The organism is Actinokineospora sp. NPDC051303 (assembly GCF_055586285.1).
In genome coordinates, this window is sequence record NZ_JBVJIN010000001.1 from 287,001 (window position 1) to 311,734 (window position 24,734).

Below are 24,734 nucleotides of genomic sequence, written 5' to 3' on the forward strand. Positions count from 1 at the left end.
CCAACGGCACGGGCGCGAATGGGTTGGGCGCCGACGACATGGGTGCCAACGGCTCGGGTGACGTCGGCGCGGACGCGGGTGACGTCGGCGTGGGCGACGCCTGCCAGGCGGACGTCTCCCGCGGCGCTGCCGTGCGCGCCACCGCGGGCGGCGACACCGACATGGGGCACGGCTCGGCCGGTCGGCGCTGGGCCGAACTCGACGCCGAACTGGACGCCCGCACCCCCTCGCCCGCCCAGCGGGCGGCCTCCCGGGCGCAGGGCGGCGGCATGGCCCGCGCCGGGCGGGTCGCCTGGCCGTCGCCGGTGCTGGACGACCTGCTGGCGGCCACCCCGCGCCCGCACCAGCCGGTGCTGCTCGGCGCCCTGGCCGGGATCGCGGGCGCGAGTCCGACCCAGGCCGCGCTCGCCGCCGTCTACCTGGCGGTCAGCGGACCGGCGAGCGCCAGCACCCGCCTGTTGGGGCTCGACCCGTTCGAGGTGAACGCCGCCGTGGTGGCCCTGTCCGCGCCGATGAGCGAGATCGCCGCCCGCGCGGCGGAGACCTGTCACCTGCTGCCAGCCGACCTGCCCGCGCCCAGCGCGCCCGCCCTCGACCTCATGGCCGAGGCCCACGACCGAACCCACCGCATGGAGGTGCGTCTCTTTGCCAGCTGACCCCACGACCGGGCACGGCCACACCCACCCGGTCAGCTTCGACCCCACCGCCACAGCTCCCGACCCGCACACCGGGCGGGCCGGGACCGGGCGCGCGTACCGCATCGGCATCGGCGGTCCGGTCGGCTGCGGCAAGACCGCCCTGGTCGCCGCGCTGTGCCGGGCGCTGGGCGACGAGGTGGCGCTGGCCGTGGTGACCAACGACATCTACACGACCGAGGACGCCGACTTCCTGCGCCGGGCGGGCGTGCTCGACCCCGAGCGGATCGAGGCCGTGCAGACCGGGGCGTGCCCGCACACCGCGATCCGCGACGACATCACCGCCAACCTCGACGCCGTCGAGCGGCTGGAGCAGCGCTACCCCGGCCTGGCGCTGGTGGTCATCGAGAGCGGCGGCGACAACCTCACCGCCACGTTCAGCCGCGGCTTGGTCGACGCCCAGGTCTTCGTCGTGGACGTCTCCGGCGGCGACAAGGTCCCGCGCAAGGGCGGGCCCGGGGTCACCACCGCCGACCTGCTCGTCATCAACAAGACCGACCTCGCCCGGCACGTCGGCGCGGACCTGGGGGTCATGGTGGCCGACGCCCACCGGATGCGGCGGCACCGCCTGCCGGTGATCACCCAGTCCCTGGTGGAGACCCCCGACGCGCCCGAAGTGGCCGCCTGGGTGCGCGCCCGGCTCGCCGACGCCGCCCCCTCCGGCGCGGCATGAAGGCCAGCGCCCGTCTGGTGGTGGAACACGACGACGACGGCGCGAGCGTGGTGCGGGAACTGCGGTCGATGTCGCCGCTCACGCTGCTGCCCTGCCCGCCGAGCAGGCACGACGGCGACCCGGACACCGCCTTGGTGCACCTGGCAGGCTCGGCGGCGACCCCGCTGGGCGGGGACGTGCTCGACCTCGACATCGTCGTCGGCCCCGGCGCGCGGCTGCGGCTAGTCGGCGTCGGGGCGACCATCGCCCTGCCCGGCCAGCACCCCGGCCCCAGCGCCATGTCCGTGACGATCGAGGTCGGCGCGGCGGGCAGCCTGGAGTACCTGACCGAGCCCACCATTGTCGCCTCGGCCGCCGACCACCACGCCGACCTGCGCGCTGACCTCGCCGAGGACGCCCGGCTGCGCTGCCGCGAGGTCGTCGTGCTCGGCCGCAGCGGCGAGCGCCCCGGCGCCTTCCACAGCGACATCCGACTGCGCCGAGACGGCACGACCCTGCTCCGCCAGCGGCTTGACCTCGGCGGGGCACTGGACACCACCCCCACCCACCTCGCGGGCCACCCGGTGATCGCCACCGAACTGCTCGTCTGGGGCGCCGACCCCGCCGAGGCCGCCGTCGGCGACTGGTGGTCGCTGGTCCCGCTCGCGCACGGCGGCTCCCTCGCCACCGTCCTGGCCGAGGACACCATCACCGCCTACCGGCTCCTCGACACCGCGACCGCGGCGCACCCCGGCCTCGCCGAGCGGGCCGGGGCGGAGCCGGTCAGCGGGTGAGCCCGCCCGAGGGGCCGTGCGGGCGCGGGCTCTTGTCGTCGTCGAAGGCGACCGAGGCGAACACCTCGGCCAGGTTGGCGTATTCGACCGGCGGGATGGCGCGCAGCGCGCGGATCGTGCTGCCGTCCCCACGCTCGTCCGCCGCGGTCAGCAGGTCGTCCTTGCTCGCGGGGAAGTCGACCTCGTTGAGGGCTTCCTTGAGTCGGTCCCGGGTCGTGGACGCGGACATCATCACTCCTTCGGGTTCACCAGTGCCCTGGCGTTACCCGGTGGCCCGGCCCTGAAACACTCAACCTTGATGACGTGTCAACCACTGCGCTAGGCTCCGCCGAATGACCCCGCCGCGCTGGCTGGACGAGTCGGAGGCCCGGCTGTGGCGGGCGTACCTCGCCCTCACCCGGGACCTGCGGCGGGCGTTCGAGCGGCAGTTGGAGCGTGACGCCGGGCTGTCCGGCGCCGACTACGCGGTGCTGGTTCCCCTGTCGGAGGCGGAAACCGGCGTGCTGCGGATGCGTGAGCTGGGCCGGTCGGTCGACTGGGACCGCAGCAGGCTCTCGCACCAGGTGCGGCGGATGGAGAAGCGCGGCCTGGTCGCCCGCGAGGACTGCGCGGAGGACGCCCGCGGCTCGATGGTCCGGCTGACCGACGCGGGGCGGGCCGCCATCGAGGCGGCCGCGCCCGAGCACGTGGCGACGGTGCGCCGGTACTTCATCGACCTGCTTTCCGAAGACGAGCGCGCGGTGCTCACCGAGGTGTTCGAGCGCCTGAACCAGCGGCTCGACCGCGACGGCGCGGTGTGACGGCGTTCAGGCGCGCGCTGCCCTGACCTTGGCCAGTGCCTCGGGGGTGACCGCGCGCCGGATGTCCTGGTGCTCGCCGTGCTTGGTGAGGTACGCCGCGACCAGCGGGCACACCGCCACCACATGCATCCCCGCCACCCGCACGTCGGCGAGGGCGTCGCCGATGAGGACCCCGCTGAGGCCGCGTCCGCCGAAGGCCGGGTCGATTTCGGTGTGGTAGAAGATTCGGTCGTCCGCGTCGTCGAGGTACGCGGTGAACCCGGCGAGCGCGCCGTCCACCCGGATCTCGTACCGGTGCGCCTCGTCGTCGCGGCGGACGGTCACATCGCTCACCGGGCCACCTCACTAGTTCGGTGGCCCCGCACGCCTACGCACTGTGTCGAGCGCTCGCTCGCAAGCTCGCTCACCGGGCCACCTCACAAGTTCGGTGCCCCCGCGCGCCCACGCGCTGTGTCGATTGTTCGCTCGCAAGCTCGCACTGTGTCGATGATTCGCTCGCAAGCTCGCTCATGGGTTCTCCACTCGGGTCGCGGCCGCGCCGCGCGGGGTGAGCCGGGCGTGCGGCAGGGGTGGGGCAGGCAGCCGCCGGGGCGGGCCCGGGTAGCCGACGACCTCGCCGAACCGGTCGGACTCGGCCTCCCACGCCGCGCGGAAGGCGACGATCTCGTCATGGTCGCGGCCGACGAAGTTCCACCACATGACGATCTCCTCGGCGAACGGCGGGCCGCCGAGCAGCAGGGACCGGGCGGGCCGGTCGGCGGGGTTGGCCAGGCTCAACGTCGTCGCTCCGGGGGCCAGGTAGCCGAGTTCGCCCGGCGCGAGCGCGGCGCCCGCGACCGTCACCGACCCGGTGTCCAGCAGCACGCCATGCTCGAAGGCGGGGTCGACCGCGAGGTCGAGTTCCGCGCCCGGCGCGAGCACGAGTTCGGCGCCGAGCAGCGGCGTGAACGTGGCGACCGGCGACGTCTCGCCCGCCAGCGAGCCGAGGAAGACGCGCAGCGTGGCGTCGCCGAGGTCCCGGGGCGCGGGCCGGTGGTGCCGGAAGTCGCGGGCGGCGTCCCGGTGCGCGTCGGGCAGCGCCACCCACAGCTGCACGCCGTGCAGGACCGTGGTGTCCGGTGTGGACACTTCGGAGTGGCAGATGCCGTGCCCGCCGGTCATCAGGTTCAGCTCGCCCGGCCGGATCACGGCGTGCGAGCCGAGGCTGTCGCGGTGCTCGATCTCGCCGCTGAACAGCCAGCTCACGGTTTGCAGCCCGGTGTGCGGGTGCGGCGGGACGGCCATCGGTCCGCTGGTCGCGACGTCGACCGGGCCGTAGTGGTCGGCGAAGCACCACGCGCCGATCAGCGACCGCGCGCGCTGCGGCAGCGTGCGGCGCACCGACAGCGCCCGGGGCCCGCCGAGTGGCACCTCGCGGGCGGTCAGCACCTGCGCCGCGCCCGGGTCGGGGCCCGCCCGGCAGACCAGCGCCGGGGACGCCGCTTCGGTGTTGCTCATGGTGGCGCCCTCGTCTCCTGCTTCCGGCGGGCCGGACCAGCCCGGCCACCGCGATTGTTGTTGTGTCATCATTTCCTTGTCAAGGCGAGCGGGGACGAGGGGCGGCGATGACGGACGTGGCTGGTCAGGACGCGGTGTTCATCGACAAGCAGGCCCCGCACGCCTACCAGGCGCTGCGTGAGGTGGCCAAGGCCGTGCGGACAGCGGCCCGGGAAGCCGGGCTGGACCGGCGGCTCATGGAACTGGTCAACCTGCGCGTCTCCCAGCTCAACGGCTGCGCCTACTGCCTCGACCTGCACACCCAGGCCGCCCTGGCCGCGGGCGAGACCCAGCGCAGACTGGCCGTGCTGTCGGCCTGGCGCGCCACCGAGCTGTTCTCGCCCGTCGAACGGGCGGCCCTGCGGCTGGCCGAGTCGGTGACGACCCTGCCCGACCCCGACGCCCGAGTCGACGACTACGCCGCCGCCCGCGCGGTCCTCACCGAAGCGCAACTGTCCACTGTGGTCTGGGCGGCCATCACGATGAACGCGTTCAACCGGGTCTCGATCATGAGCGGCCACCCCGTGCGCCCCGACAGCGCCTAGCAGTCCTCGGGTCCCGCGCCCGCCGGGACGAACTGGATGCGGACCTGGTCGGTGCGCGGGAGCACTATCGCGGCGCCGTTGGTCGACGTCCACGTCGCGGGCAGCAGCACGTACTGGTTTCCGGACTGGAGCAGGAGTTTGAGACCGTCGTACCGGTAGCGGTAGGCGGAATCGGGCCGCCCGCAGTCGACCTCGCGGACACTGGTGAGAGCGAGACTGCGCTCGCTGAACACCAGCGCGTCCGGCATCGCGGGCACCCGGGCCTCGACCTCGAACGCCCGGCGCACCCCGACCGCGCCCGAGTAGTCGCTGACCGCCCAGAACAGGCCGATGCTCACCAGGACGAACGTGATCACCCATTCCGCGACGGCGGTGCCCGCCACCCGGTCCGGCAGCCCGGACTTCGACACCACCTGTCGCCAGGCGAAAACCAGCAGCAGGACGCCCGCCGAGAAAGCCACGCCCGGCAGACCCGCGTGCTCCCGAAACGGCGCCGGGTCGATCGCGACCACCACGGCGCCGCAGACCAGGACGGCTCCCACCCCGGCGGCGATCGGGGTGCACACCCGCAGCAGGGCGAGCCAGGCGCCAGTGCGCAGCCGGGCGCGCAGATACCGGACCGCGCACATCGCCAGCAGCGTCGTCGCCGCGATCACCGCGAGCGGGAGGTACATGCCGTCCGCGCCCCGGGCGAGGATTTCCTCCGTGGTCTGGCCGAGCAGGGTGTAGTGCACCCGGAAATGCGCGAAGAACACCTGGGTGTAGAGGAATCCGAAGTGGAACACCAGGGCGGTGAGCAGGGTGGCGTTGGCGACGGCCGAGCCGACCAGTTTGAGCGCCCGCGCCTGCCCCGAGCCCCGGCTGTCGTCCGCTGAGGCCGGATCGGCGGAATACCCGCCCCGCGCCCGCCTGGCGGACAGCCCCCGCGCCGGACGGCGGCGGCGCTCGCGCGTGCCCGGCACGGTCACTCGCCGCCCGAGTCCGTTGTGGTGGTGGTCGTCGTTGTGGTGGAGGTCGTTGTGGTTGTGGTCCGTGGTCCGGTTTTGTTTTCCGAGCACGGGTTCCACACCTCGATGGTGATCGTCATGCCGCGCCGGGGCGGTGTGGGCCAGTGCGCGTCCTTGATCATGCAGTCCTTGCCGGTCGGGTCGGTCGGGTCGTGATAGGTCGCGCGGATCGTGACGTCGCACCCGTCGCGGCACTCGTCGGCGAGCAGGCGGCGGTAGTAGTCGCGCTGCTTGCTGAGCGTGTCGTGCGCCTGCGTTGGGTCGAAATTGATCGGACTGCCCGGCGCGCCCGGCGGATTCCCCTTGGTAGTGGTCCGAGTCGGCCGCGGCATCGTCTGGGGCGCGTCGCCGCCGGTGTCGGGAGCCGCTGTGGGTTCGGCGCTCGGTCTGCTCTCACCGCCGCGTTCTTCTGTGGACCGGGGAGCGCCCGGAGCGGTCGGCTCGCCGGGCACGGGACGGCTGCCGCATCCGGCAGCGAGGGCCGCGACGATCACCAGCGGACAGGCCATTCGTTGCCACCGCATTGTTCTCACCTCCGAGGGTTGAAACCCCCATGTGGAGAAGGAGCCGCCCGGCTCCCGGGAGATACCGGCTCGCCGCTCACTATCCGGACACGGCTGGACAAGCGGCGGGCCGGGCCTAGGCTTTCGGTTCCGGACAAGGGAAGGCGGTCGGCGTGAGCGACCAGTGGCACAGCCCGCTGCGGCACGTGCGCGGCGCGGAGTTGTCCGAGGACACCGGGCAGACCCCGGGGATGCGGCGGCTGGCGGCGGTGTCGGGGGAGACCACCGGGTCGCGGAAGCTGTGGATGGGGCAGACGCACGTCGCGCCCGCGACGAACTCCGGCGACCACCACCACGGCGACACCGAGACCGCTATCTTCGTGAAATCCGGCAACCCGGTGTTCGTCTTCGCCGAGGGCGACCGCGAGGTCAGGCTGGAAACCGAGCCGGGCGACTACATCTTCGTCCCGCCCTACACCCCGCACCGGGAGGAGAACCCGGGCGAGACCGAGGCGGTGGTGGTGATCGCGCGCAGCAGCCAGGAGGCGGTCGTGGTGAACCTGCCCAGCCTGTGGGCTCCGGTCGAGCCGCCCCCTGGCTGAGCGCGCGTCACAGCCGGGTGGCCAGCAGCCCGCCGTCGACCGGGAGGACGACGCCGTTGACGTAGGACGACCGGTCGCTGAGCAGCCAGGCCGCCGCTTCCGCCACCTCGTGCGGCTCGCCCGCGCGGCGCAGCGGCGTGTGGTCCTCGAATCTCGCCCGCACCGCGGGGGCGGCGGCGAAGTCCGCGGCGACCTTGTCGGTGAGGATGGCGCCCGGGGCGATCGTGTTGACCCGCACCCCCTTCGGCGAGAACTCCGCCGCCGCGGCCCGTACCAGGCCGACGACGCCGAGCTTCGCGGCCTGGTACGCCGCGTCGCCGATGCCCCCGGCCAGCCCGGCCACGCTGCCCGCGACCACGACCGACCCGCCGCGGGCCTCGGCCATGCGCGGCAGCACGGCGCGCAGCGTGCGCCAGACGCTCTTGAGGGTCAGGTCGTGGATCTCGTCCCACTGCCCCTCGGTCACCTCGTCCAGCGTCCCGGCGTCCGCGTGGCCCACCGCGGCGTTGAGGTACACCCCGTCGACGCGGCCGTGCCTGCGCAGGGTGGCCGCGACGATCCGCTCGACACCCTCCTGGGTCGCCAGGTCGCCGGGCACGGCCAGCGCGGCGTCGCCGATGCCGCCCGCCACCCCCTTGAGCCGGTCCGCGTCGCGCGCCCCGAGCACGACCTGCGCGCCCTCGTCGGCGAACAGGGCCGCCGCGACCGCCCCGATGCCCCGGCTCGCCCCGGTGACGATCACAACCTTGTCAGCGAGAAGACTCATCCGGCCACCTCACCTGTTAGGTGGTCCCTTGCGTCTACGCACTGTGTCAATGATTCGCTCGCAAGCTCGCTCATGCCGTTCACCGCCGTGATTCCGTCGATCAGCATCTTGATCAGCCGGGCGCTGTGGTCGTGCTCGGGCGGGGAGTTCTCCCGGGTCCAAGCCGCTGAGGTGATCACCGCGAACAGCTCGTCGGAGGTGACGTCCGAGCGGACGTGGCCGGAGCGCTGGGCCCGGCCGAGCAGGTTTCCGCCCGCGGCGTGCATGTCCACACAGGACTGGTGCAGCGGCGTGCCGTCGTCGTAGGTGCTCGCCGCGAGGAAGCCGACCAGGCCGCGGTAGGTGCTGCAGTGCGCCACGGCCTCGTGGATCCAGTCGGTCAGCGCGGCCACCGGGTCTTCGGCGGCGGCCAGTGCCTGCGCCTTGGCCCGTAGCCGGTCGAGGCCGTCGCGCATGGACGCCTCGATGAGGGTCTCGCGCGTCGGGAAATGCCGGTAGAGCGTGCCGATCGCGACCCCGGCCGTGCGGGCGATGTCCTCAAGCGAGGTGTCGGTGCCGTGCTCGTCGAACGCCACCCGGGCGGCGTCGAGGATGCCGTCGTAGTTGCGGCGGCCGTCGGCCCGCTTGGGCCGCTGGGCGAAGTAGACCGCTGCTGCCGAGCCGCTCACGTCGGTGCCCCTTTCGGTGGTCGGACGCCGCGGACGAGGTTACCGACCTCGCCCGCGGCTTGCGGGAACGATCGCTGCTCAGGCCTGGGCGGCGGCTGGGACTGGCTTGCGCGCGCCGGGGCCGAACCAGAACGCCAGCGCCACGAGCAGGCCCGCGACGGCGAGACCGGTGCTCCAGGTGAACACCGACGAGATCGTGTCGCCGACCGCGCCCGTGCCGGAGGTGAACGGGAGCAGCAGCACGGCCAGGCCGATCGCGCCGCCGACGGTGAGCGCGGTCTGCAGGATGCCCGCGGTGACTCCGGTGTCGGCCGGGTCGGTGGTGGTGAGCACGATCATGTTGAACGGGATGATCGCCAGGCCGACGCCGACGCCGAGGATGACGATCTGCGGCAGCACGCCGGTGACGTACGCGCTGTCGCCGTCCAGCCTGCTCAGCCAGCCGAACCCGACGATCACCAGCGCCAGGCCAACGACCGCGCGGACCTCCAGCCGCAGCGTCGCCACATATTTGGTGAGGAACTGGGTGGTGACCAGCAGCGCGAGGCCGAACGGCAGGATCGCCAGGCCGGTCCGCAGCGGGCTGTAGCCCAGCGCGACGGCCAGGTACTGCGAGGTGTAGAACAGGAAGCCGGTCAGCACCGCGGCGAGCAGCAGCAGGTTGGCGAACGCGCCGACGCGGGCGCGGTTGGCGAAGACGCGCAGCGGGAGCAGCGGCTCGGTGGCGCGGGCGTCCACGGCGATGAGCGCGCCGATGAGCACGACCGCGGCGAGCAGCGGAACCAGCGTCCAGGTCTGGCCCCAGCCGAACTCCGCGGCGCGGACCAGGCCGAACACGCCCGCGGTGAGGGCGGCGGTGACCAGCAGCGAACTCGGCAGCCCCAGCGACCGGGTGCTGGTGTCGCCGTCGCGCGTGCCGACCGCGCGCAGGCCGACCGCGATGATCAGCACGCCGATCGGGACGTTGACCAGCAGGCTCCAGCGCCAGTCGCCCGCCGAGGTGAGCAGACCGCCCAGGATCATGCCCGAGGCCGCGCCGAGGCCGGTGACGGTGGAGTACAGGCCGAACGCCTTGGCCTGCCGCTCGCCCTCGAACAGGATCGCCAGCAGCGCCAGCCCGGTCGGCCCGGCGATCGCCGCGCCGGCGCCCTGCAGGACCCGGCCGACGATCAGCACCTCGAAGCTCGGGGCCAGGCCCGCGACCAGGGACGCGAGCGTGACCAGGCCGATGCCCGCGAAGAAGACCTTGCGGTGGCCCAGGACGTCGCCGAGGCGGCCCGCCAGCAGCAGCAGGCCGCCGAAGGCGACGAAGAACCCGTTCATCACCCACGACGCGGCCGCGATGTCCACGCCCAGGTCGGCGCGCAGGGAGGGCAGCGCGACGTTCATGATCGTGCCGTCAAGCTGCAGGAGGAACTCGGCGCCGACGATCGCGGCGAGGGCAAGGCCCCACAGCGACGTGCCGCGCTGGTCGCGCACCTCGGTACTCATCGCAAAAACCTCCGGACGACTCTCAACCTGAGACCACCTCAGGTTGATTCCGGATCAAACTGAGGCAGCCTCCGGATGTCAAGTCGGGTCCACAGGGTGAACACCCCCTAGATCGGCTTTAGAACCCGCTGTGACGCTTCGGCCCGCGCCTCGATCGAAGCGCGGCGATGCGACGGACAGGAGTGCTCGTGCCCCCGGACCACCCTCGGCCCGACCGCCGTGAACTGCACCTCAACGTGCATCCCGTCGCGGCCGGGAACCATCCCGGCGCCTGGCGGTGGCCAGGGGCCGACCCGGTCGCGTTCGCCGCGATCGAGGGCTATCTCGACGTCGCCCGGGTCGCCGAGCGCGGCAAGCTGGACGCGATCTTCCTCGCCGACGTGCCCGGCCTGCACGCCGACATCACCGACTACCCCATCGTCAACGGCCTTGAGCCGACCCTCATCCTCACCGCGATGGCCGTGGTGACCGAGCGGATCGGGCTGGTGGGCACCGCGTCGACCACCTTCAACGAGCCCTACAACGTCGCCCGCCGCTTCCGCGCGCTCGACCTGATCAGCCACGGCCGCGCGGGCTGGAACGCGGTCACCACCTCCGGCCCGCGCGTCGCGGCGAACTTCGTCGCGCACGAGCCGACCAGCCGCGCGCGCTACGACCGCGCGGAAGAGTTCGTGGCCGTGGTCAAGAAGCTCTGGGACAGCTGGGGCCCCGACGGGCTGGTGCTCGACGCCGCGGCCGGGGTGTACGCGGACATGGCCGCCATCGCCCCGATCGACCACCACGGCAGGCACTTCGACGTGCGCGGCCCGATCACCCTGCCGCCCTCGCCCCAGGGGCACCCGGTGATCTACCACGCCGGGGTGTCCGACGACGTGCGGACGCTCACCGCCCGCACCGCCGAGGCGATGTTCACCGCGGCGGTCGACGTGGACGCCGCCGCGGCCGACGCCGCCGACATCCGCGCCCGCGCGGTGCGGTTCGGCCGGTCGGCGGACTCGTTCCTGTTCCTGCCCGGCCTGGTCACCACCATCGGCGGGACCGAGGCCGAGGCGCTGCGCCGCCGCCGCGACCTGGACGAGCTCGCCAACGTCGAGGAGTCGGTCGGCTGGGTGGCCGCCCGCCTAGGCCTGCCGCCGGGCGTGCTGGAACTCGACCGCCCGGTGCCCCAGGCGCTGCGCGAGGCGCTGCCGGTGGTCCCCGGGCACGGGAAGCACACCATCCTGCTGGCCAAGTCCGGCATCACCGTCCGCGACATCATCGCCCGCGGCGGCGGCAGCGGGCACGTGCTCGCCGTGGGCGCGCCGGAGCAGGTCGCCGACCTGATCGAGACCTGGCACCGCGCGGGCGCGGTCGACGGCTTCACCCTCATGCCCGACGTGACCTTCGACGGCCTGCCCGCCTTCGTCGACCACGTCGTCCCGATCCTCCAGCGCCGCGGCCTGTTCCGCACCGAGTACCGGGGCCGGACCCTGCGCGAGCACCACGGCCTGCCCCTTCCCGCGACCGCGACGACGCGGCCGGACTTCGACACGGCAGGGGTGTGAGATGGTCGCGCTGTCCTTTGTAGACCAAGGTCCGGTCTCGGTGGAGACGCCGCCGTCGCAGACGCTGCGGCACACCGTCGAGCTCGCCCGGCTCGCCGACGAGATCGGCTACACCCGGTACTGGCTCGCCGAGCACCACGGCGTGCGCAACATGGGCATCGCCGCGCCGGAAATCCTCATCGGGCACATCGCCGACCGCACCAGCCGGATCCGGGTCGGCTCCGGCGGGGTCATGCTGCCCAACCACGCGCCGCTGCACGTCGCCGAGCAGTTCCGCACCCTGGAGGCGCTGCACCCCGGGCGGATCGACCTCGGCGTCGGCCGCTCGACCGGCACCGGCGACGAGCCGACCAAGGACGCGCTGCTGCGCACCCCGCACGGGCTCCGCGACTTCGGCCACCACCTCGCGCAGCTCCTCGGCGTCGGCGGGCTGCGCGCCATCGACCCGGGCGACCCCTACGCGCCGCTGACCGCGTCGCCATCGGATGTGCTGCTGCCCAACGTGTTCGTGCTCGGCTCCAGCGTCGGCAGCGCCGAAGCGGCGGCCCGCGCGGGCCTGGGCTACGCGTTCTTCACCGTGTACCAGGCGCCTGAGTCCGCGGTGGTGGCGCTGCGCCGCTACCGCGAGCTGTTCACCCCCGCCGCGCCCGGCGACCGTCCACACGCGATCGTCGCCTCGCGGGTCTGGGTCGGCGAGGACGCCGAGCACGCGCACGCGCTGGCCGCGTCCGAACGGCTGGCCGTGCTGGACTACCTCACCGGGACCCCCGCCGCGCTGGAGCCGATGGAGCGCGCGCTCGCCCGAACGCTGACGCCCGCGCAGATCGCCGTGCGCGACACCCTCGACCCGCGGTCCGACGTCGTCGGCGACACCGACACCGTCGCGGCCCGGCTCGCCGACCTCGTCGCCGCCACCGGCGCGGACGAGGTGATGGCCGTGGCCAACATCCACGACCCGGCCGAGCGCAGGCAATCCCTGCGCCGCCTCGCCGACGCGGTCGCGCCGCGACCGGTCCCGGTGAGCTAACCGGGAACCCTCTTCTCTTCTTCTTTTCAGGCACCACAGCACAACGGGCCCGACGACGGGCCCAGCAGGACGGAGCACCACGATGCACTCCCGGCTTTCCCGCAGACGATTCCTCGGCACGGCGGTCGCCCTCTCCGGCGTCGCCGCCCTCGGCCTGGCGGGCTGCGCGGGCGGGGCGGCTGACCCGGCGGCCGGGGACACCCCTCGGCGCGGCGGCGCGATCACCTTCGGCACCACCGGCGAACCCGACAGCTGGGACCTGCACGTGTCGGTGTCGAGCCTGTCCGCGCTCGCCCTGCGGCCGGTCTACGACTCGCTGGTCCACCAGAAGGCGGACGGCTCGTTCGAGCCGTGGCTGGCCAAGTCCTGGGAGGTCTCCGAGGACGGCCTGCGCTACACCTTCACCTTGCGCGAGGACGTGACCTTCAGCGACGGCACGCGGTTCGACGCCGAGGCCGTCAAGGTCAACTTCGACCACATCGTCGACCCGGCCACCAAGTCGCGCAACGCCAAGACCATCATTGGCCCGTACGCCAAGACCGAGGTCGCTGGCCCGTTCACCGCCGTGGTGCACTTCTCCGCGCCGTTCTCCCCGTTCCTGGGCGCGGCGTCCTCGCCCTATCTCGGATTCCACTCGCCCAAGGCGCTCGCGGGCAACCGCGACGCCATCGCCGCAGGCGGGCAGGCCGTGGTGAGCACCGGTCCGTTCGTGTTCTCCGCGCTCAAAGCCGGGCAGGAGGCGGTGTTCACCCGGCGGCCCGGCTACCGCTGGGCGCCGCCGTCCGCCCCGAACCAAGGCGAGTCCTATTTGGACTCCTACAGCGTGCGGTTTCTCGCCGACGACGCCGCCCGCGTCGGCGCGCTGTCCTCCGGGCAGCTCGACGTCGCCGACCAGGTCCCCGCGACCCGGCTCGCCGAGCTGCGCGGCCAGGGCCGAGTCTCCCTGCGCGACCGCGACAACGTGGGCGCGCCGTTCACCTACAACCTCAACGTGACCAAGGCGCCCTTCGACAACCGCGACGTCCGGCTCGCCATTCAGTCCGCTGTGGACACCGAGTCGATCACCAAGGGCCTGTTCCAGGGCGAGTACAGCCGCGCCTGGTCGGTGCTGACCGCGTCGACTCCCGGCTACGCCAAGGAAGTCGAGGGAACCTGGGGCTACGACCAGGCGAAGGCCAAGCGCTTGCTCGACTCCGCCGGATACGCCGCGACCGACGGCGAGGGATACCGCACCAGGGAAGGGAAGCGGCTGGCGCTGGAGCTGGCCTACGCGGCCGAGTTCACCACCAAGGAACAGCTGACCTACCACACCGCGCTCAAGGACTCGCTCAAGCAGATCGGCGTCGAGCTGGTCCTGCGGCCGCTGGACACGCCCTCGATCGTGAAAGCCTTCGGCGGCGGCGACTACCACCTGGGCGCGTTCTCCTTCAGCGCCCCGGACGGCTCGCTGCTGCGCACGGCCTTCCACTCCAAGAGCCTGCCCTCGGCAGGCGGGTCCAACGTCTCCCGGGTCAGCGACCCCGAGATCGACGGCTGGCTCGACGAGGCGCTGCGCACCCGCGACATCGCGGGCCAGAACGCCCTTTACGCCAAAGTGCAGCGCAAGGTGCTCGCCGAGGGGTTGATCCTGCCGACCTTCGTGGCCAAGCGCAGCTTCGGCGCGCAGCCCCGGGTGCGCGGCTTCGAGCTGGACACCCAGAACCTGCCCCGGCTCGAACGGGTCTGGGTGAGCTGAGCGTGGCCCGCTTCCTCCTGACCCGCGCCCTGTCCGGCCTGGCGGTCCTGTGGGGCGCGGTCACCGTGACCTTCCTCGCGGTCGCGGCGACCGGCGACCAGGTGGACGCGATCATCGGCCCGGACGCGGCTGGCCAGCCCGGACTGCGCGCGCAGGTCGCCGCCCAGTACGGGCTGGACCGGCCGCTGGCCGTGCAATACCTCGACCGGCTGGGGTCCCTGCTCACCGGGGACCTCGGCTGGTCCTACCAGCGCGCCCAGCCGGTCGGCGCGCTGCTCGGCGACCAGGTGCTGCCGACCGTGACCCTCGCGGCGAGCGCCGCCGTCCTCGGCGTGCTCCTCGCGGTGCTGCTCGCGGTCGTGACCGCGGGCCGGGGGAAGGCGGTGCGCCGGGGCGCGTCGCTGGCCGAGCTGCTGGCGGTGTCCGTGCCGCCGTTCTGGCTGGGAATCGTGCTGCTGTCGGTGTTCTCGTTCTCGCTGCGCTGGTTCCCCGCCTTCGGCGCGGATGGCGTGGGCAGCCTGGTCCTGCCGACCCTGGCGCTGGCGCTGCCGATCGCGGGCGTCCTGGCCCAGGTGATGCGCCAGGAGCTGGAACTGGCCGAGTCGAAGCCGTTCGCCCTGAGCGCGCGGGCACGTGGCCTCAGCGAGCGCGGGCTGCTGCTGCGGCACACCCTGCGGCACGCGCTGCTGCCGGTGGTCACGCTCTCGGCGTGGGCGATCGGCGCCCTGGTCGGGGGCGCGGTCCTGGTCGAGCAGGTGTTCTCCCGGCCGGGTCTGGGCCGGGTGCTGGTCGAGGCGGTGAAGCACCGGGACACGCCGGTGGTCTCCGCCGTGGTGATCCTGGCGGCGGTGGTGTTCGTCATCGCCAACACCGCGGCCGACGCCCTCTACCCGGTCATCGACGCCCGACTGCGCGAGGAGACGACATGATCGGCCCGGCAGAGCGTGTCGACCGGCGGGTTTCGCGTGGTGGGCGGAAGCCGTTGTGCGTGGGTGGCCACCGAACCGGCGAGGTGGCCGGATGAGCCTGCTGATGGCACGGCGGCGGACTGGCCGCCTCTCCCGGGTCTCGCTGGTTTCGGCCGCGCTGGCGGTCGGGGTGATCGCGGCGGCGCTGGCGTTCCCGTCGTGGTTCGCCACGCATTCCCCGGAGACCAACGACGTGCTGAACGCGTTCGCCCCGCCCGGCGGCGACCACCTCCTGGGCACCGACCAGCTCGGGCGCGACGTGTACTCGCGGCTGGTGCACGGCGCCCGCGTGTCGGTGGTCATCGGGCTGGTCGCGACCCTGATCGGGGTGGCGCTCGGCGCGGTGCTGGGCCTGTGCGCCGCGGTGGGCGGGCGGTGGGCCGACACCATCGTCATGCGGCTGACCGACGTGTGGCTCGCGTTCCCCGAAGTCCTGCTCGCCCTGCTGATCATCGCGCTGATCGGACCGGGCGCGGCCAACGTGGCGGTCGCGATCGGGGTCGCCGCCGCCCCTTACTACGGCAGACTCGTGCGCGGCCAGGCGCTGGCGGTCGCCCGCGCCGAATACGTCGAGGCGGCCCGCGTTTTGGGCGTCCCCCCGGTGCGCGCCGCGCTGCGGCACGTGCTGCCCAACATCGGCGGCCCGGTCGTGGTCCTGGCTTCCCTGGGCACCGGCAGCGCGGTCGTGGCCGCGGCCGGACTGAGCCTGCTTGGTTTGGGACCGCTGCCGCCGACCCCGGAATGGGGCGCGATGCTCGCCGAAGGGCAGAGCTATCTCGCCACCGCTTGGTGGATCGCGGTGTTCCCCGGCGTCGCGCTGGTCGTGGTCGTTCTCGCGGTGACCGTCCTGGGCCGCGCCGTGCAGTCGAGGAGCATCCGGTGAGCCTGGTCGAGGTCGAGGGTCTGCGCGTCGCGTTCGGCGACCAGGCCGTGGTGCGCGAGGTGTCCTTTACGGTCCAGGCGGGGGAGTGCCTGGCCCTGGTCGGTGAATCGGGGTCGGGCAAGAGCCTCACCGCGCGGGCGTTGCTGGGGCTCACCAAGGCGACGGTGAGCGCCCGGGTGCTGCGGGTCGGCGGGCGGGACGCCCTGGCGTTCGGTGAACGGGACTGGCAGCGGGTGCGCGGCGCCGAGGTCGGGATGGTCTCGCAGGACGCCCTGGTGTCGCTGGACCCGTTGCGGCGCGTGGGGGACGAGGTGGTCGAGTCGCTGCGGTTGCACCGGCCGGGGGACCGGGCGCGGTGGCCCGCGCGGGTGGTCGAGGTGCTGGCCGAGGTCGGGGTGCCCGACCCGGCGGTGCGCGCCCGGCAGTACCCGCACCAGCTTTCCGGCGGCCTGCGCCAGCGCGCCCTGATCGCGGCGGCACTGGCCGCGCGGCCCGCGCTGCTGGTCGCCGACGAGCCGACGACCGCGCTGGACGTGGTGGTGCAGCGGCAGATCCTGGGTCTGCTCGCCGAGATCAAGGCGGCTGGCCGCGGTCTGCTGCTGATCAGCCACGACCTGGCCGTGGTCGCCGCCTTGGCCGACCGGGTGGCCGTCATGCGCGACGGCGAGATCGTCGAGACCGGCCCCACCGGCCACGTGCTCCGCGACCCGCGGCACGCCTACACCCGGATGCTGATCGCCGCGGCGAGCCCCGCCCGCCCGGACCGGCCGCCGGTGCCGGACGCCGCGCCGGTGATCGAGGTCGACGCCGTCGGCAAGTCCTTCGGCTCCCACCGCGCGGTGGACGCCGTGTCCCTCACGGTCCGTCCAGGTGAGACAGTCGGCGTCGTGGGCCAGTCCGGCTCAGGCAAGAGCACCCTGGCCCGAATGATCATGGGCTTGGCCGAGCCGGACGAGGGAACGGTCCGGCTCCGCGGCGAGCCCTGGTCCGGAGTGCCCGAGCGCGCCCGCCGCCGCCGCAGGCGCGACCTCCAACTCATCAACCAGAACCCACACGCCGCGTTCGACCCCCGACACACCGTCACCAAGATCATCGGCGAGGCCCTGCCCACCCTGCGCGGCCCCGCCCGCCGCGACCGCGTCCACGAACTCCTGGCCCTGGTCGGCCTAGACCCGACCCACGCCACCCGCCGCCCCCACCAGCTCTCCGGCGGCCAACGCCAACGGGTCGCCATCGCCCGCGCCCTAGCCACCACCCCCTCCATCCTGATCTGCGACGAACCAGTCTCCGCCCTCGACGTCTCGGTCCAAGCCCAGGTCCTAACCCTCCTGGCCGACGTCCAGGCCCGCACCGGCGTGGCCCTGCTGTTCATCACCCACGACCTAGGCGTAGTCCACCAGATCAGCGACCGACTCCTGATCATGAAAGACGGCCAGGTGGTCGAGGAAGGCCCCACCCCCGCCGTCTTCGAGAACCCAACCCACCCCTACACCCGCGAACTGCTCGCAGCCGCCCCCCGCCTCCCCACCGCCACCGAACCCGTGACGGCCTAGCCAACGACCGCGCGGAACCTATACTCCGGGCTGTCGTGATCTTCTTGGGCGGAGTTCCGGAGGGCTGCCATGGCCAACATCGAGTTCCGCGTCGTCGACGAGTCGATGGACGCCGCCGAGCTGGACGATGCGATCGCCGATCTGCGTGACGAGCTGCTGGCCCTCGACGTCGACCTCGTGCGCGGACCGGCCGAGGTCCCGTCCGGCCACTCCCGGGGCACGGAACTGGTGGAGACCGCGATGGTGGCCGTCCAGGCCGCCGTCGACTCGGGCCTGGCGAAGGCGATCGCCGACCGGGTGCGCGACTGGCTCGGCCGCACCCGGGTCGCCCGGGTCGAGGTGACCGTCGGCGGAGCGAGCATCGCCCTCGACGCCGCCACCCCGGACCAGCAGGAGCGGCTGGTCGAGCACTTCCTGAGTGTCACCCGCCACGGCGGCTGACCCATGCGCAAGTCGGCTCTCGTCGTGGCCAACCAGGACTACGACGATCCGCGGTTCGTGAGCCTGCCGGGCGCGGGCGGCGACGCCCGGGAACTCGCCGACGTCCTCGGGTCGCGCGCGATCGGCTCATTCGACGTCCGGGTCGTCGCCGAGCAGCCCGCCCGGGAAGTGCGTAGGCAGATCGAGACGTTTTTCCGCGCGGCCAAACGGGACGACTTGCTCCTGCTGCACCTGTCCTGCCACGGCAAACGCGACGACCGCAGCCGGGAGCTGCACTTCGTCGCCCGGGACACCGAGCACGACTACCTGGCCGCCACCGGGATCTCGGCGCAGTTCATCAACGACCGCATCGAGCAGTCCCGCAGCAGGCGGGTCGTGCTGATCCTCGACTGCTGCTACAGCGGCAGCTTCGTCAAGGGCTTCAAGCCGCGCGCGGACACCGCCGCCAAGATCGAGCTGGAAGAGCAGTTCCAGGGCCAGGGCAAAGTCGTGATCACCGCCTGCTCCGCCCTGCAGTTCGCCTACGAGTCGACGCTGTTGAGCAAGCAGCCGGGCGAGCCGTCGGTGTTCACCTCGACCCTGGTCCACGGGCTGCGTACGGGGGAGGCCGACGGCGACTCCGACGGGTTCATCAGCGTGGACGACCTCTACCAGTACGTGCGCGCGCGGGTGCCCAAGATCGTGCCGAGCCAGACCCCGGAGCTGTCCGTCGACCGGCTCAGCGGCTCGCTCTACCTCGCCCGCAACATCCAGTCGCTCTACCTTGGGGCCGACACCGCGCAGCGGCTCCCCGAGGGCCTGCACCACGCGGTGGTCGACGGCGCCGACTGGCAGCGCTTCGGCGCCACGCTCGCGTTGGAGCGGCTGCTGGACGACCCGAACGCGGGCATCCGCGAGGCGGCGCGGGAGACACTGATCCCGCTGACCCGCGACCCCGAGCCGATGGTGTCCGGCCGCGCGATTGAGGTGTGGCAGCGCAAGGTCCGCAGGCCGGTGCCAATCGGGACAGGGCCGGTCGGCGCGGCGGCCGACTTCGGCGAGTCGGCGGGCAGCCGGGTCGTCGGCATCGACTTCGGCACCACGAACTCGACTGTCGCGGTGCTGTTCGACGGCGTGCCGACGGTCGTCCCCAACGTCTTCGGCGACATCCTCACTCCGAGCGTGGTCGGGTTCGCCGGACGCGGGAAAGTGCACGTCGGCGAGATCGCCCGCCGCCAAGCGGTCTCGCAGCCCACCCGGACGGTGTCGCAGGTCAAGCGGCAGATCGGCACCGACTTCACGGTCCGGATCGACGGCGAGTCCTATGCCGCGGAGAACGTCGCGGCCTTCGTGCTCGAACGGCTGCGGCTGGACGCGGAGACCTTCCTCGACCAGCCGGTCGACGCCGCGGTGATCACGGTGCCGTCCCACTTCGGCGTCATCGAGCGGGAAGCGCTCAAGCAGGCCGCCGGGCTGGCCGGGATCAAGGCGGTCCGGATGCTCAACGAGCCCAGCGCCGCTGCCCTCGCCTACGCCTACGCCCTGGTCAAGGTGCCCGACCGGCTCGACGGCCACCAGATCGTGGTTTTCGACCTCGGCGGCGGCACACTGGACGTCTCGCTGCTCGTCATCGACGAAGGCATCGTCGAGGTGCGCGCCACCGCCGGGGACGACCGGCTCGGCGGCGTGGACTGGGACCAGCGTGTCTACGACTGGCTGGTGGAGCGGGTCGACGCGGATCGGAGGGCGGACCTGGTCGGCGACCCGACCGCGACCCAGCGGCTGCGCGCGGCCGCCGAACAGGCCAAGATCGACTTATCGAGCGTGCCGAGCGCGCGGGTGCACCTGCCGTACCTGCTCACCGGAGAGCGGCCGGTGCACTTGGACGTCGTGCTGGCGCGGGCGGAGTTCGAACGGATCACCGCCGACCTGCTGGCGCGCTGCCGCGTCCCGATCGAGTCCGCGCTGCGGTACGTCAAGTGGGGCCCCGAGGACGTGCACGACGTGGTCCTGGCGGGCGGCGCGTCGGTGATGCCCGCGGTGGTCGACCTGGTTCGCGGGCTGACCGGCGGCCGGGACCCGGCCGCCGTTGTCGACCCGCGCGCGGCGATCGCCGCTGGGGCCGCGTTGCAGGCCGGGGTAATGCGCGGCGAGGTCAAGGACTTCCTGCTGCTCGATGTGACCCCGCTGTCGCTGGGCATCGAGACCAAGGGCGGGGTGTTCACCAAGCTCATCGAGCGCAACACCACGATTCCTGTCAAGCGCTCGGAGATCTTCTCCACCGCCGACGACAACCAGACCGCCGTGGGCATCCAGGTGTACCAGGGCGAGCACGAGCGCGCCGCCAAGAACAAGAAGCTGGGCACGTTCGATCTGGTCGGCCTGTCGCCCGCGCCCCGGGGCGTGCCGCAGATCGAGGTCACCTTCGACATCGATGCCAACGGCATCGTCCACGTCAGCGCGAAGGATTTGGATACCGGCAAGGAAATCAGCGTCACCGTGTCCCGGGAGTCGTTTGTCGAGACCGCGGGCGCCGACTCCGACGAGGTGGCCCAGCGCGTCGACCCCGGGGAAGACGAGGACGATGATGACTAGCCCGGTCGGCCGTCGCCGCGATCAGTCGAGATAGCCCAACCGAGCCCAGATCGCGCGTTCCGTGCGGGTCAGGGGAGTGCCTGCCAGCGACTCCGGATGACCCGGGACAGGTGTCCGGGGCGCGAGGTCCGGGCACGGGCACAGCGCCCGCCCGAGTGTCATGGCGCAGCGCAGGGCGAACGCGGCCAGTCGGCGGACGTGCACGGGTCAGACCACCGGGTGGAAGCGCCCATAGGCGCCGCGCAGGAAGACCAGTGGGCCGCCGTCGTGGGCGTGGTCGATGTGGTCGACGGCGGCGACGACGATAGTGTGGTCGCCCGCTGGGTGCTCGGCGACCACGGTGGCCTCCAGCCAGGCGGGGACGCCCGCGATGACCAGGGCGCCGCCGTCGGAGCGGGTCCAGGCGATGTCGGCGAACTTGTCCTGGCCGCGGGCCGCCAAGCGGGCGGACACCTGCCGCTGGTTTTCGCCGAGAATGTTGATGCCGATGCGGGCCGCGGTGCGCAGGCGTGGCCAGGTGGTGCTGGTGTGCGCGACGCAGAAGGCGACCAGGGGTGGGGCCAGCGAGACGGAGGTGAACGAGTTCACCGCGAGGCCGACCGGGGCGCCGGTCCCGGCCTCGAAGCCGGTCACCGCGACGACGCCGGTCGGGTACCGGCCGAACAGGTCACGCAGGCGGCGGGCGCCGAGGTCGACGGGCTGGCTGGCGGCACGGGTCATGGGGGCAGGCTCCTTCAGGCTGGTCGAACGTCGGTGGAACCGCGGTCAGCGGCCGACGGCGATGGCGTAGATGCGTTCCAGGCTGGGGGCTTCCAGCACCTCGGCCAGGGAGATCGGCTTCCCGGTCTCGCGCTCCAGGGCGGTCAGCAGGGCCAGCAGCAGCACCGAGTCCCACCCGGCGACCTGGTCGAGGTGGCGGGAGACGTCCTCCCGGGTGACAGCGAGGCCCAGTTCGTCGCCGACGAGGGTGACGAAGTCGTCGATGGTCTTCACACGGTGCTCCATTCCAGGTCCGCGGTGAGCGTCACGTGCTCGGGCGGCGGGGCGATGTCGGTCAGGTCGTGCCGGAAGGTGGCGGTCGCGCCGTCGTCGGTGACGGTCGCGAAACCGAGGCTGGGATAGAAGTCGCGGACCTTGGCGTTCTTCGCGGTCCGGCGGTAGTCGCCGACGACGGCGGTCACGCCGGTGTCGCGGGCGTGCGCGAGCAGCGCGGACAGCGCGGCCTGCTCGACGCCGCGGGCGAACACCCGGCAGCTCAGCAGCACGTTGTCCAGCCGCAGCAGGTCGTCCTCGCGCCGGGCCAGCACGACGCCGACCAGGCCGTTGTCGCCGAAGCGGTCGCCGGAGCTGACGGCGAGGACGTAGGCGTCCGGGTCGCGGCTGAGCGCGAGCACGTCGGCGAGCCCCAATCGCTGGGTGGTGAGGTTGAACTGGTTGGTGCGCAAGGTGATCTGCGAGACGCGGGCCAGTTCGTCCTGGCCAGCCCTGGCCACCCGCACCCGAACGTCCAACTCCCGCAGATAGTCCTGAATGGAGTCGAACGACCGCAGGAAATCCTGCCGCCCGAACTCTTCCTGGTAGCGCGCGGGCCGCGCCGCGTCCTCCTCGGTCAGCTCCACGGTGTCGAACCAGCCCTCGCGCAGGAGGCGGTCGACGTGCAGCGCGGGCTCGTCGTCCACCGCGACCACGGTCACCTCGGGCAGCTCCCGCTCGACCAGGCCGCGCTCGTACGGGCTGTCGTCCACGAACACCACGCTGTCCACGCCCAGGTTCAGCGCGGCGGCGAGATCGGCGAGGTTGTCGTGCTTGGGCCGCCAGTTCGCCACGATCCGCACGAAGTCCTGCTCGCGCACGGTGATCCGCGGATGCGCGCGCAGCGCCTCCCGCACCGGGTCCAGGTCGTTCTTGCTCACCGCCGCCAGCAGCACGCCCTGCGCGGCGAGTTGGCGCAGCGTGGTCTGGAACGCGCGGAACGCCTCGCCCCGGTAGCTGTCGGCGACCTCGATGCCGTCCACCCCGTCGTCGCCGAGGACCCCGCCCCACACGGTGTTGTCGAGATCCACCGCCAGCACCTTCTTCGTCCGCCCGGTCACCGCGCGCGCCAGGTGCCCGACCTCGCGGGCGTAGGCGTGCAGCAGCTCGGGCGACAGGTGCGCCTTGGCGTAGACGCTGAGCCGGGGGTCGCGCACCGCGATCCCGTCCGCGGCCAGCGTGTCGCTGTCGAGCACGACGACCGAGGGGTGGTCGTCGGACAGGCGCAGCAGCCGGGCGTTGGCCTCCCGCCACAGCGCGCCCAGCCGGGCGCGGGAGCGGTGATCGACCAGCCGCGCCGCGTAGGCGCGGGGGAGGGGGATCGTGGTGAGCACCAGCGTGCCGCGCGCGGTCTCGGCGAAGCGGGACACCAGCTTCTCGATCAGCGCGGTCTGCTCCGCCAGCGCCCGCCCCACGTCCTCGGCCCGCCAGGGCGTGGCGACCTTGTCGAACACGGCGGCGGCGTCCAGCAGGACCAGGGTCAGGTCGGCGGCCGGGTCCGGGTCGGCCAGGTCGGTCACGTACCCGCCGAAGTCGCCGACGCCGATCAGCGGCAGGAACCCGTGCCGCGCCAGCTCACCGGTCAACGGCGCCACGATCCCGGTCACCGTCGCGCTGCCGGTGACCGCCACCCGCACGCTCGGCGTGCCCGGATGCGCCAGCGCCACCTCGTCCGGGTCGACCCGCGACAGCAGCTGCCCCGCCCGCCGCACCCCCTCCTGGTCAAGCCCGGCGAGCAGTCCGCGCACCCTCGGAAAGTGCTCGGCCAGCGTCCCCGCCCGCTGCAGGGCGCGAAGTTCGTCCACCGCGGTGTCCATGCGGCCATCGTGGACATCGGACCTGAAGCCGGTCTAAGCCCACGCTGTCCCGCATGGTGGACGTATGTAGTTTCTCCGATGTGGGCCCTACCCGCCCCGCGCGAGACTCGACCCCAGTCATTCGGTCCCGATGTCGCGACCGGAACCGAAAACCATTGTCATGGGGGTCGTAGTTGACTTATCAGATTCTGGGCGCCTTACGGGTCGTGAACGACGGAACCGTCGCCTTTCCCGGCGCCCACAAAGTGAAGACACTGCTGGCAACCCTGCTCATCCGAGCCAACCAGGTGGTCTCAACCGACCAACTCCTCCAAGAACTCTGGGGCGAACACCCACCCCGCCGCGCCACGGCAGGACTGCATGTCTACGTCTCGCAGCTGCGCAAGTTCCTGGCCGAAGCCCTCCCCGGCGAAGACCGCCTGGTGACCAGGTCCCCCGGCTACCTGATTCAGGTGGGCAGCGACGAACTCGACCTCCTGGTCTTCCGCCGCCTTGTCCACAAAGGACGAGCCAACATGCGCGCCCGCCGATACGAGGAAGCCGCCACCGCCTTCACCCAGGCCCTGGACCTCTGGCGCGGCCCAGTCCTGGACGACCTGCGCGACGGCGAGATCATCCCCCGTTTCGTGGCCTGGATAGAAGAGTTGCGCCTGGAATGCACGGAGATGTCCGTGGAGTGCGATTTCATCCTCGGCAGACACCGAGAACTGATCGGCTTCCTCCACGACCTAGTGGCGGAACACCCCCTACACGAGGCATTCCACCGCCAACTGATGCTGGCCCTCTACCGCAGCGACCGCCGCGCCGACGCCCTGGCCGTCTACCACGCCGCAAGAGAGACCATCACCACCGAACTGGGCTTAGAACCCTGCCGCGCCATGCGCGAACTACACCACGCCATCCTCCTAGGCGAAGACGAACGCCTGGCCGTCTGACAACGCTGGTGGTCTGACAACACCTCACCGTCTGACAACGCCTGACCATCGGACAACGCCTGACCATCCGACAACGGCTGGCGGTTTGACAACGGCGGGTCTTCTGCCCCAAACAGCTCGCAAACAGACACCAGCACCACCACCGAACACCACGACCGCCGAGAAC

The 24,734-nt window shown here is 72.5% G+C and carries 26 protein-coding genes and 1 pseudogene; 15 read left to right on the forward strand and 12 right to left on the reverse strand.

The window, feature by feature from the left end; genetic code table 11:
- Positions 1-125 precede the first annotated feature (125 nt).
- The 3 genes and pseudogenes from ACZ6SD_RS01295 to ACZ6SD_RS01305 all read left to right on the forward strand — a co-directional run.
- Positions 126-656 (forward strand): annotated as a pseudogene (locus tag ACZ6SD_RS01295) (urease accessory protein UreF); the annotation flags it as partial.
- Positions 646-1,368 carry an urease accessory protein UreG gene (gene ureG / locus ACZ6SD_RS01300; protein ID WP_465314879.1) on the forward strand — a complete coding sequence of 241 codons (723 nt, stop codon included), beginning with the start codon at positions 646-648 and terminating at the stop codon, positions 1,366-1,368. The pseudogene ACZ6SD_RS01295 and the gene ureG, both read left to right, overlap by 11 nt.
- Complete coding sequence (locus ACZ6SD_RS01305) at positions 1,365-2,141, forward strand: urease accessory protein UreD (protein WP_465314880.1); 777 nt, start codon at positions 1,365-1,367, stop codon at positions 2,139-2,141. The genes ureG and ACZ6SD_RS01305 overlap by 4 nt, the downstream gene beginning before the upstream one ends.
- On the opposite strand, the gene ACZ6SD_RS01310 is transcribed toward ACZ6SD_RS01305, so the two are convergent.
- Positions 2,131-2,370, reverse strand: coding sequence for a DUF2795 domain-containing protein (locus ACZ6SD_RS01310; protein ID WP_465314881.1), 240 nt, complete (start codon positions 2,368-2,370; stop codon positions 2,131-2,133). The two genes, ACZ6SD_RS01305 and ACZ6SD_RS01310, sit on opposite strands and share 11 nt — an antisense overlap.
- A gap of 103 nt (positions 2,371-2,473) precedes the next feature.
- On the opposite strand from ACZ6SD_RS01310, the gene ACZ6SD_RS01315 reads away from it, so the two are divergent.
- Entirely contained in the window at positions 2,474-2,941 is a 468-nt protein-coding gene (locus tag ACZ6SD_RS01315) for a MarR family winged helix-turn-helix transcriptional regulator (protein ID WP_465314882.1), read from the forward strand.
- Positions 2,942-2,947: 6 nt separating this feature from the next.
- Here ACZ6SD_RS01315 and ACZ6SD_RS01320 read toward each other — a convergent pair whose 3' ends face one another.
- Complete coding sequence (locus tag ACZ6SD_RS01320; protein WP_465314883.1) at positions 2,948-3,274, reverse strand: GNAT family N-acetyltransferase; 327 nt, start codon at positions 3,272-3,274, stop codon at positions 2,948-2,950.
- 174 nt (positions 3,275-3,448) lie between these two features.
- A complete protein-coding gene (locus ACZ6SD_RS01325) occupies positions 3,449-4,438 on the reverse strand; it encodes a pirin family protein (protein WP_465314884.1) in 990 nt (329 codons plus the stop codon).
- A gap of 107 nt (positions 4,439-4,545) precedes the next feature.
- On the opposite strand from ACZ6SD_RS01325, the gene ACZ6SD_RS01330 reads away from it, so the two are divergent.
- Positions 4,546-5,022: a carboxymuconolactone decarboxylase family protein gene (locus ACZ6SD_RS01330; protein ID WP_465314885.1), complete on the forward strand. Its 477-nt coding sequence runs from the start codon at positions 4,546-4,548 to the stop codon at positions 5,020-5,022.
- On the opposite strand, the gene ACZ6SD_RS01335 is transcribed toward ACZ6SD_RS01330, so the two are convergent.
- A complete protein-coding gene (locus ACZ6SD_RS01335; RefSeq protein ID WP_465314886.1) occupies positions 5,019-6,080 on the reverse strand; it encodes a hypothetical protein in 1,062 nt (353 codons plus the stop codon). The two genes, ACZ6SD_RS01330 and ACZ6SD_RS01335, sit on opposite strands and share 4 nt — an antisense overlap.
- Complete coding sequence (locus tag ACZ6SD_RS01340) at positions 5,987-6,553, reverse strand: hypothetical protein (protein WP_465314887.1); 567 nt, start codon at positions 6,551-6,553, stop codon at positions 5,987-5,989. Before ACZ6SD_RS01340 ends, ACZ6SD_RS01335 begins: the two co-directional genes overlap by 94 nt.
- Before the next feature lie 152 nt (positions 6,554-6,705).
- On the opposite strand from ACZ6SD_RS01340, the gene ACZ6SD_RS01345 reads away from it, so the two are divergent.
- On the forward strand, positions 6,706-7,134 hold the full coding sequence (locus tag ACZ6SD_RS01345) for a cupin domain-containing protein (RefSeq protein WP_465314888.1): 429 nt from the start codon (positions 6,706-6,708) through the stop codon (positions 7,132-7,134).
- A gap of 7 nt (positions 7,135-7,141) precedes the next feature.
- Here ACZ6SD_RS01345 and ACZ6SD_RS01350 read toward each other — a convergent pair whose 3' ends face one another.
- The 3 genes from ACZ6SD_RS01350 to ACZ6SD_RS01360 all read right to left on the reverse strand — a co-directional run bounded on the left by ACZ6SD_RS01350 (position 7,142) and on the right by ACZ6SD_RS01360 (position 10,059).
- On the reverse strand, positions 7,142-7,900 hold the full coding sequence (locus ACZ6SD_RS01350) for an SDR family NAD(P)-dependent oxidoreductase (RefSeq protein ID WP_465314889.1): 759 nt from the start codon (positions 7,898-7,900) through the stop codon (positions 7,142-7,144).
- A complete protein-coding gene (locus ACZ6SD_RS01355; protein ID WP_465314890.1) occupies positions 7,897-8,568 on the reverse strand; it encodes a TetR/AcrR family transcriptional regulator in 672 nt (223 codons plus the stop codon). The genes ACZ6SD_RS01350 and ACZ6SD_RS01355 overlap by 4 nt, the downstream gene beginning before the upstream one ends.
- 78 nt (positions 8,569-8,646) lie before the next feature.
- Complete coding sequence (locus tag ACZ6SD_RS01360; RefSeq protein WP_465314891.1) at positions 8,647-10,059, reverse strand: MFS transporter; 1,413 nt, start codon at positions 10,057-10,059, stop codon at positions 8,647-8,649.
- A 167-nt stretch (positions 10,060-10,226) separates the two neighbouring features.
- Between ACZ6SD_RS01360 and ACZ6SD_RS01365 the strand changes: the two genes are divergently transcribed.
- From ACZ6SD_RS01365 to ACZ6SD_RS01400, 8 genes are all read left to right on the forward strand, one after another.
- Positions 10,227-11,603, forward strand: a complete 1,377-nt coding sequence (locus tag ACZ6SD_RS01365; protein ID WP_465314892.1) for an NtaA/DmoA family FMN-dependent monooxygenase — start codon at positions 10,227-10,229, stop codon at positions 11,601-11,603.
- Position 11,604: 1 nt separating this feature from the next.
- Positions 11,605-12,630, forward strand: coding sequence for an LLM class flavin-dependent oxidoreductase (locus ACZ6SD_RS01370; protein ID WP_465314893.1), 1,026 nt, complete (start codon positions 11,605-11,607; stop codon positions 12,628-12,630).
- An 82-nt stretch (positions 12,631-12,712) separates the two neighbouring features.
- Entirely contained in the window at positions 12,713-14,365 is a 1,653-nt protein-coding gene (locus ACZ6SD_RS01375) for an ABC transporter substrate-binding protein (RefSeq protein WP_465314894.1), read from the forward strand.
- A gap of 2 nt (positions 14,366-14,367) precedes the next feature.
- Positions 14,368-15,294 (forward strand): ABC transporter permease, encoded by a 927-nt coding sequence (locus ACZ6SD_RS01380; protein ID WP_465314895.1) that lies wholly within the window; start codon positions 14,368-14,370, stop codon positions 15,292-15,294.
- Between the two features lie 91 nt (positions 15,295-15,385).
- Positions 15,386-16,216 (forward strand): ABC transporter permease, encoded by an 831-nt coding sequence (locus ACZ6SD_RS01385; protein ID WP_465314896.1) that lies wholly within the window; start codon positions 15,386-15,388, stop codon positions 16,214-16,216.
- Positions 16,213-17,769, forward strand: coding sequence for a dipeptide ABC transporter ATP-binding protein (locus tag ACZ6SD_RS01390; RefSeq protein ID WP_465314897.1), 1,557 nt, complete (start codon positions 16,213-16,215; stop codon positions 17,767-17,769). Before ACZ6SD_RS01385 ends, ACZ6SD_RS01390 begins: the two co-directional genes overlap by 4 nt.
- Positions 17,770-17,838: 69 nt before the next feature.
- A complete protein-coding gene (locus ACZ6SD_RS01395; protein ID WP_465314898.1) occupies positions 17,839-18,210 on the forward strand; it encodes a hypothetical protein in 372 nt (123 codons plus the stop codon).
- A 3-nt stretch (positions 18,211-18,213) separates the two neighbouring features.
- Positions 18,214-20,784 (forward strand): caspase, EACC1-associated type, encoded by a 2,571-nt coding sequence (locus ACZ6SD_RS01400; RefSeq protein WP_465314899.1) that lies wholly within the window; start codon positions 18,214-18,216, stop codon positions 20,782-20,784.
- Between the two features lie 21 nt (positions 20,785-20,805).
- Here the strand turns inward: ACZ6SD_RS01400 and ACZ6SD_RS01405 are convergent, their stop codons facing one another.
- Genes ACZ6SD_RS01405 through ACZ6SD_RS01420 form a run of 4 tightly spaced genes read right to left on the reverse strand, consistent with a single transcriptional unit; the run spans position 20,806 to position 23,633 of the window.
- A complete protein-coding gene (locus tag ACZ6SD_RS01405; RefSeq protein ID WP_465314900.1) occupies positions 20,806-20,988 on the reverse strand; it encodes a DUF6059 family protein in 183 nt (60 codons plus the stop codon).
- A gap of 3 nt (positions 20,989-20,991) precedes the next feature.
- Entirely contained in the window at positions 20,992-21,504 is a 513-nt protein-coding gene (locus tag ACZ6SD_RS01410; protein WP_465314901.1) for a flavin reductase family protein, read from the reverse strand.
- Positions 21,505-21,549: 45 nt separating this feature from the next.
- A complete protein-coding gene (locus tag ACZ6SD_RS01415; protein ID WP_465314902.1) occupies positions 21,550-21,777 on the reverse strand; it encodes a phosphopantetheine-binding protein in 228 nt (75 codons plus the stop codon).
- Positions 21,774-23,633 (reverse strand): HAD-IIIC family phosphatase, encoded by a 1,860-nt coding sequence (locus tag ACZ6SD_RS01420; protein ID WP_465314903.1) that lies wholly within the window; start codon positions 23,631-23,633, stop codon positions 21,774-21,776. The genes ACZ6SD_RS01415 and ACZ6SD_RS01420 overlap by 4 nt, the downstream gene beginning before the upstream one ends.
- A 206-nt stretch (positions 23,634-23,839) precedes the next feature.
- Between ACZ6SD_RS01420 and ACZ6SD_RS01425 the strand changes: the two genes are divergently transcribed.
- Entirely contained in the window at positions 23,840-24,568 is a 729-nt protein-coding gene (locus tag ACZ6SD_RS01425; protein WP_465314904.1) for an AfsR/SARP family transcriptional regulator, read from the forward strand.
- Positions 24,569-24,734: the final 166 nt, after the last annotated feature.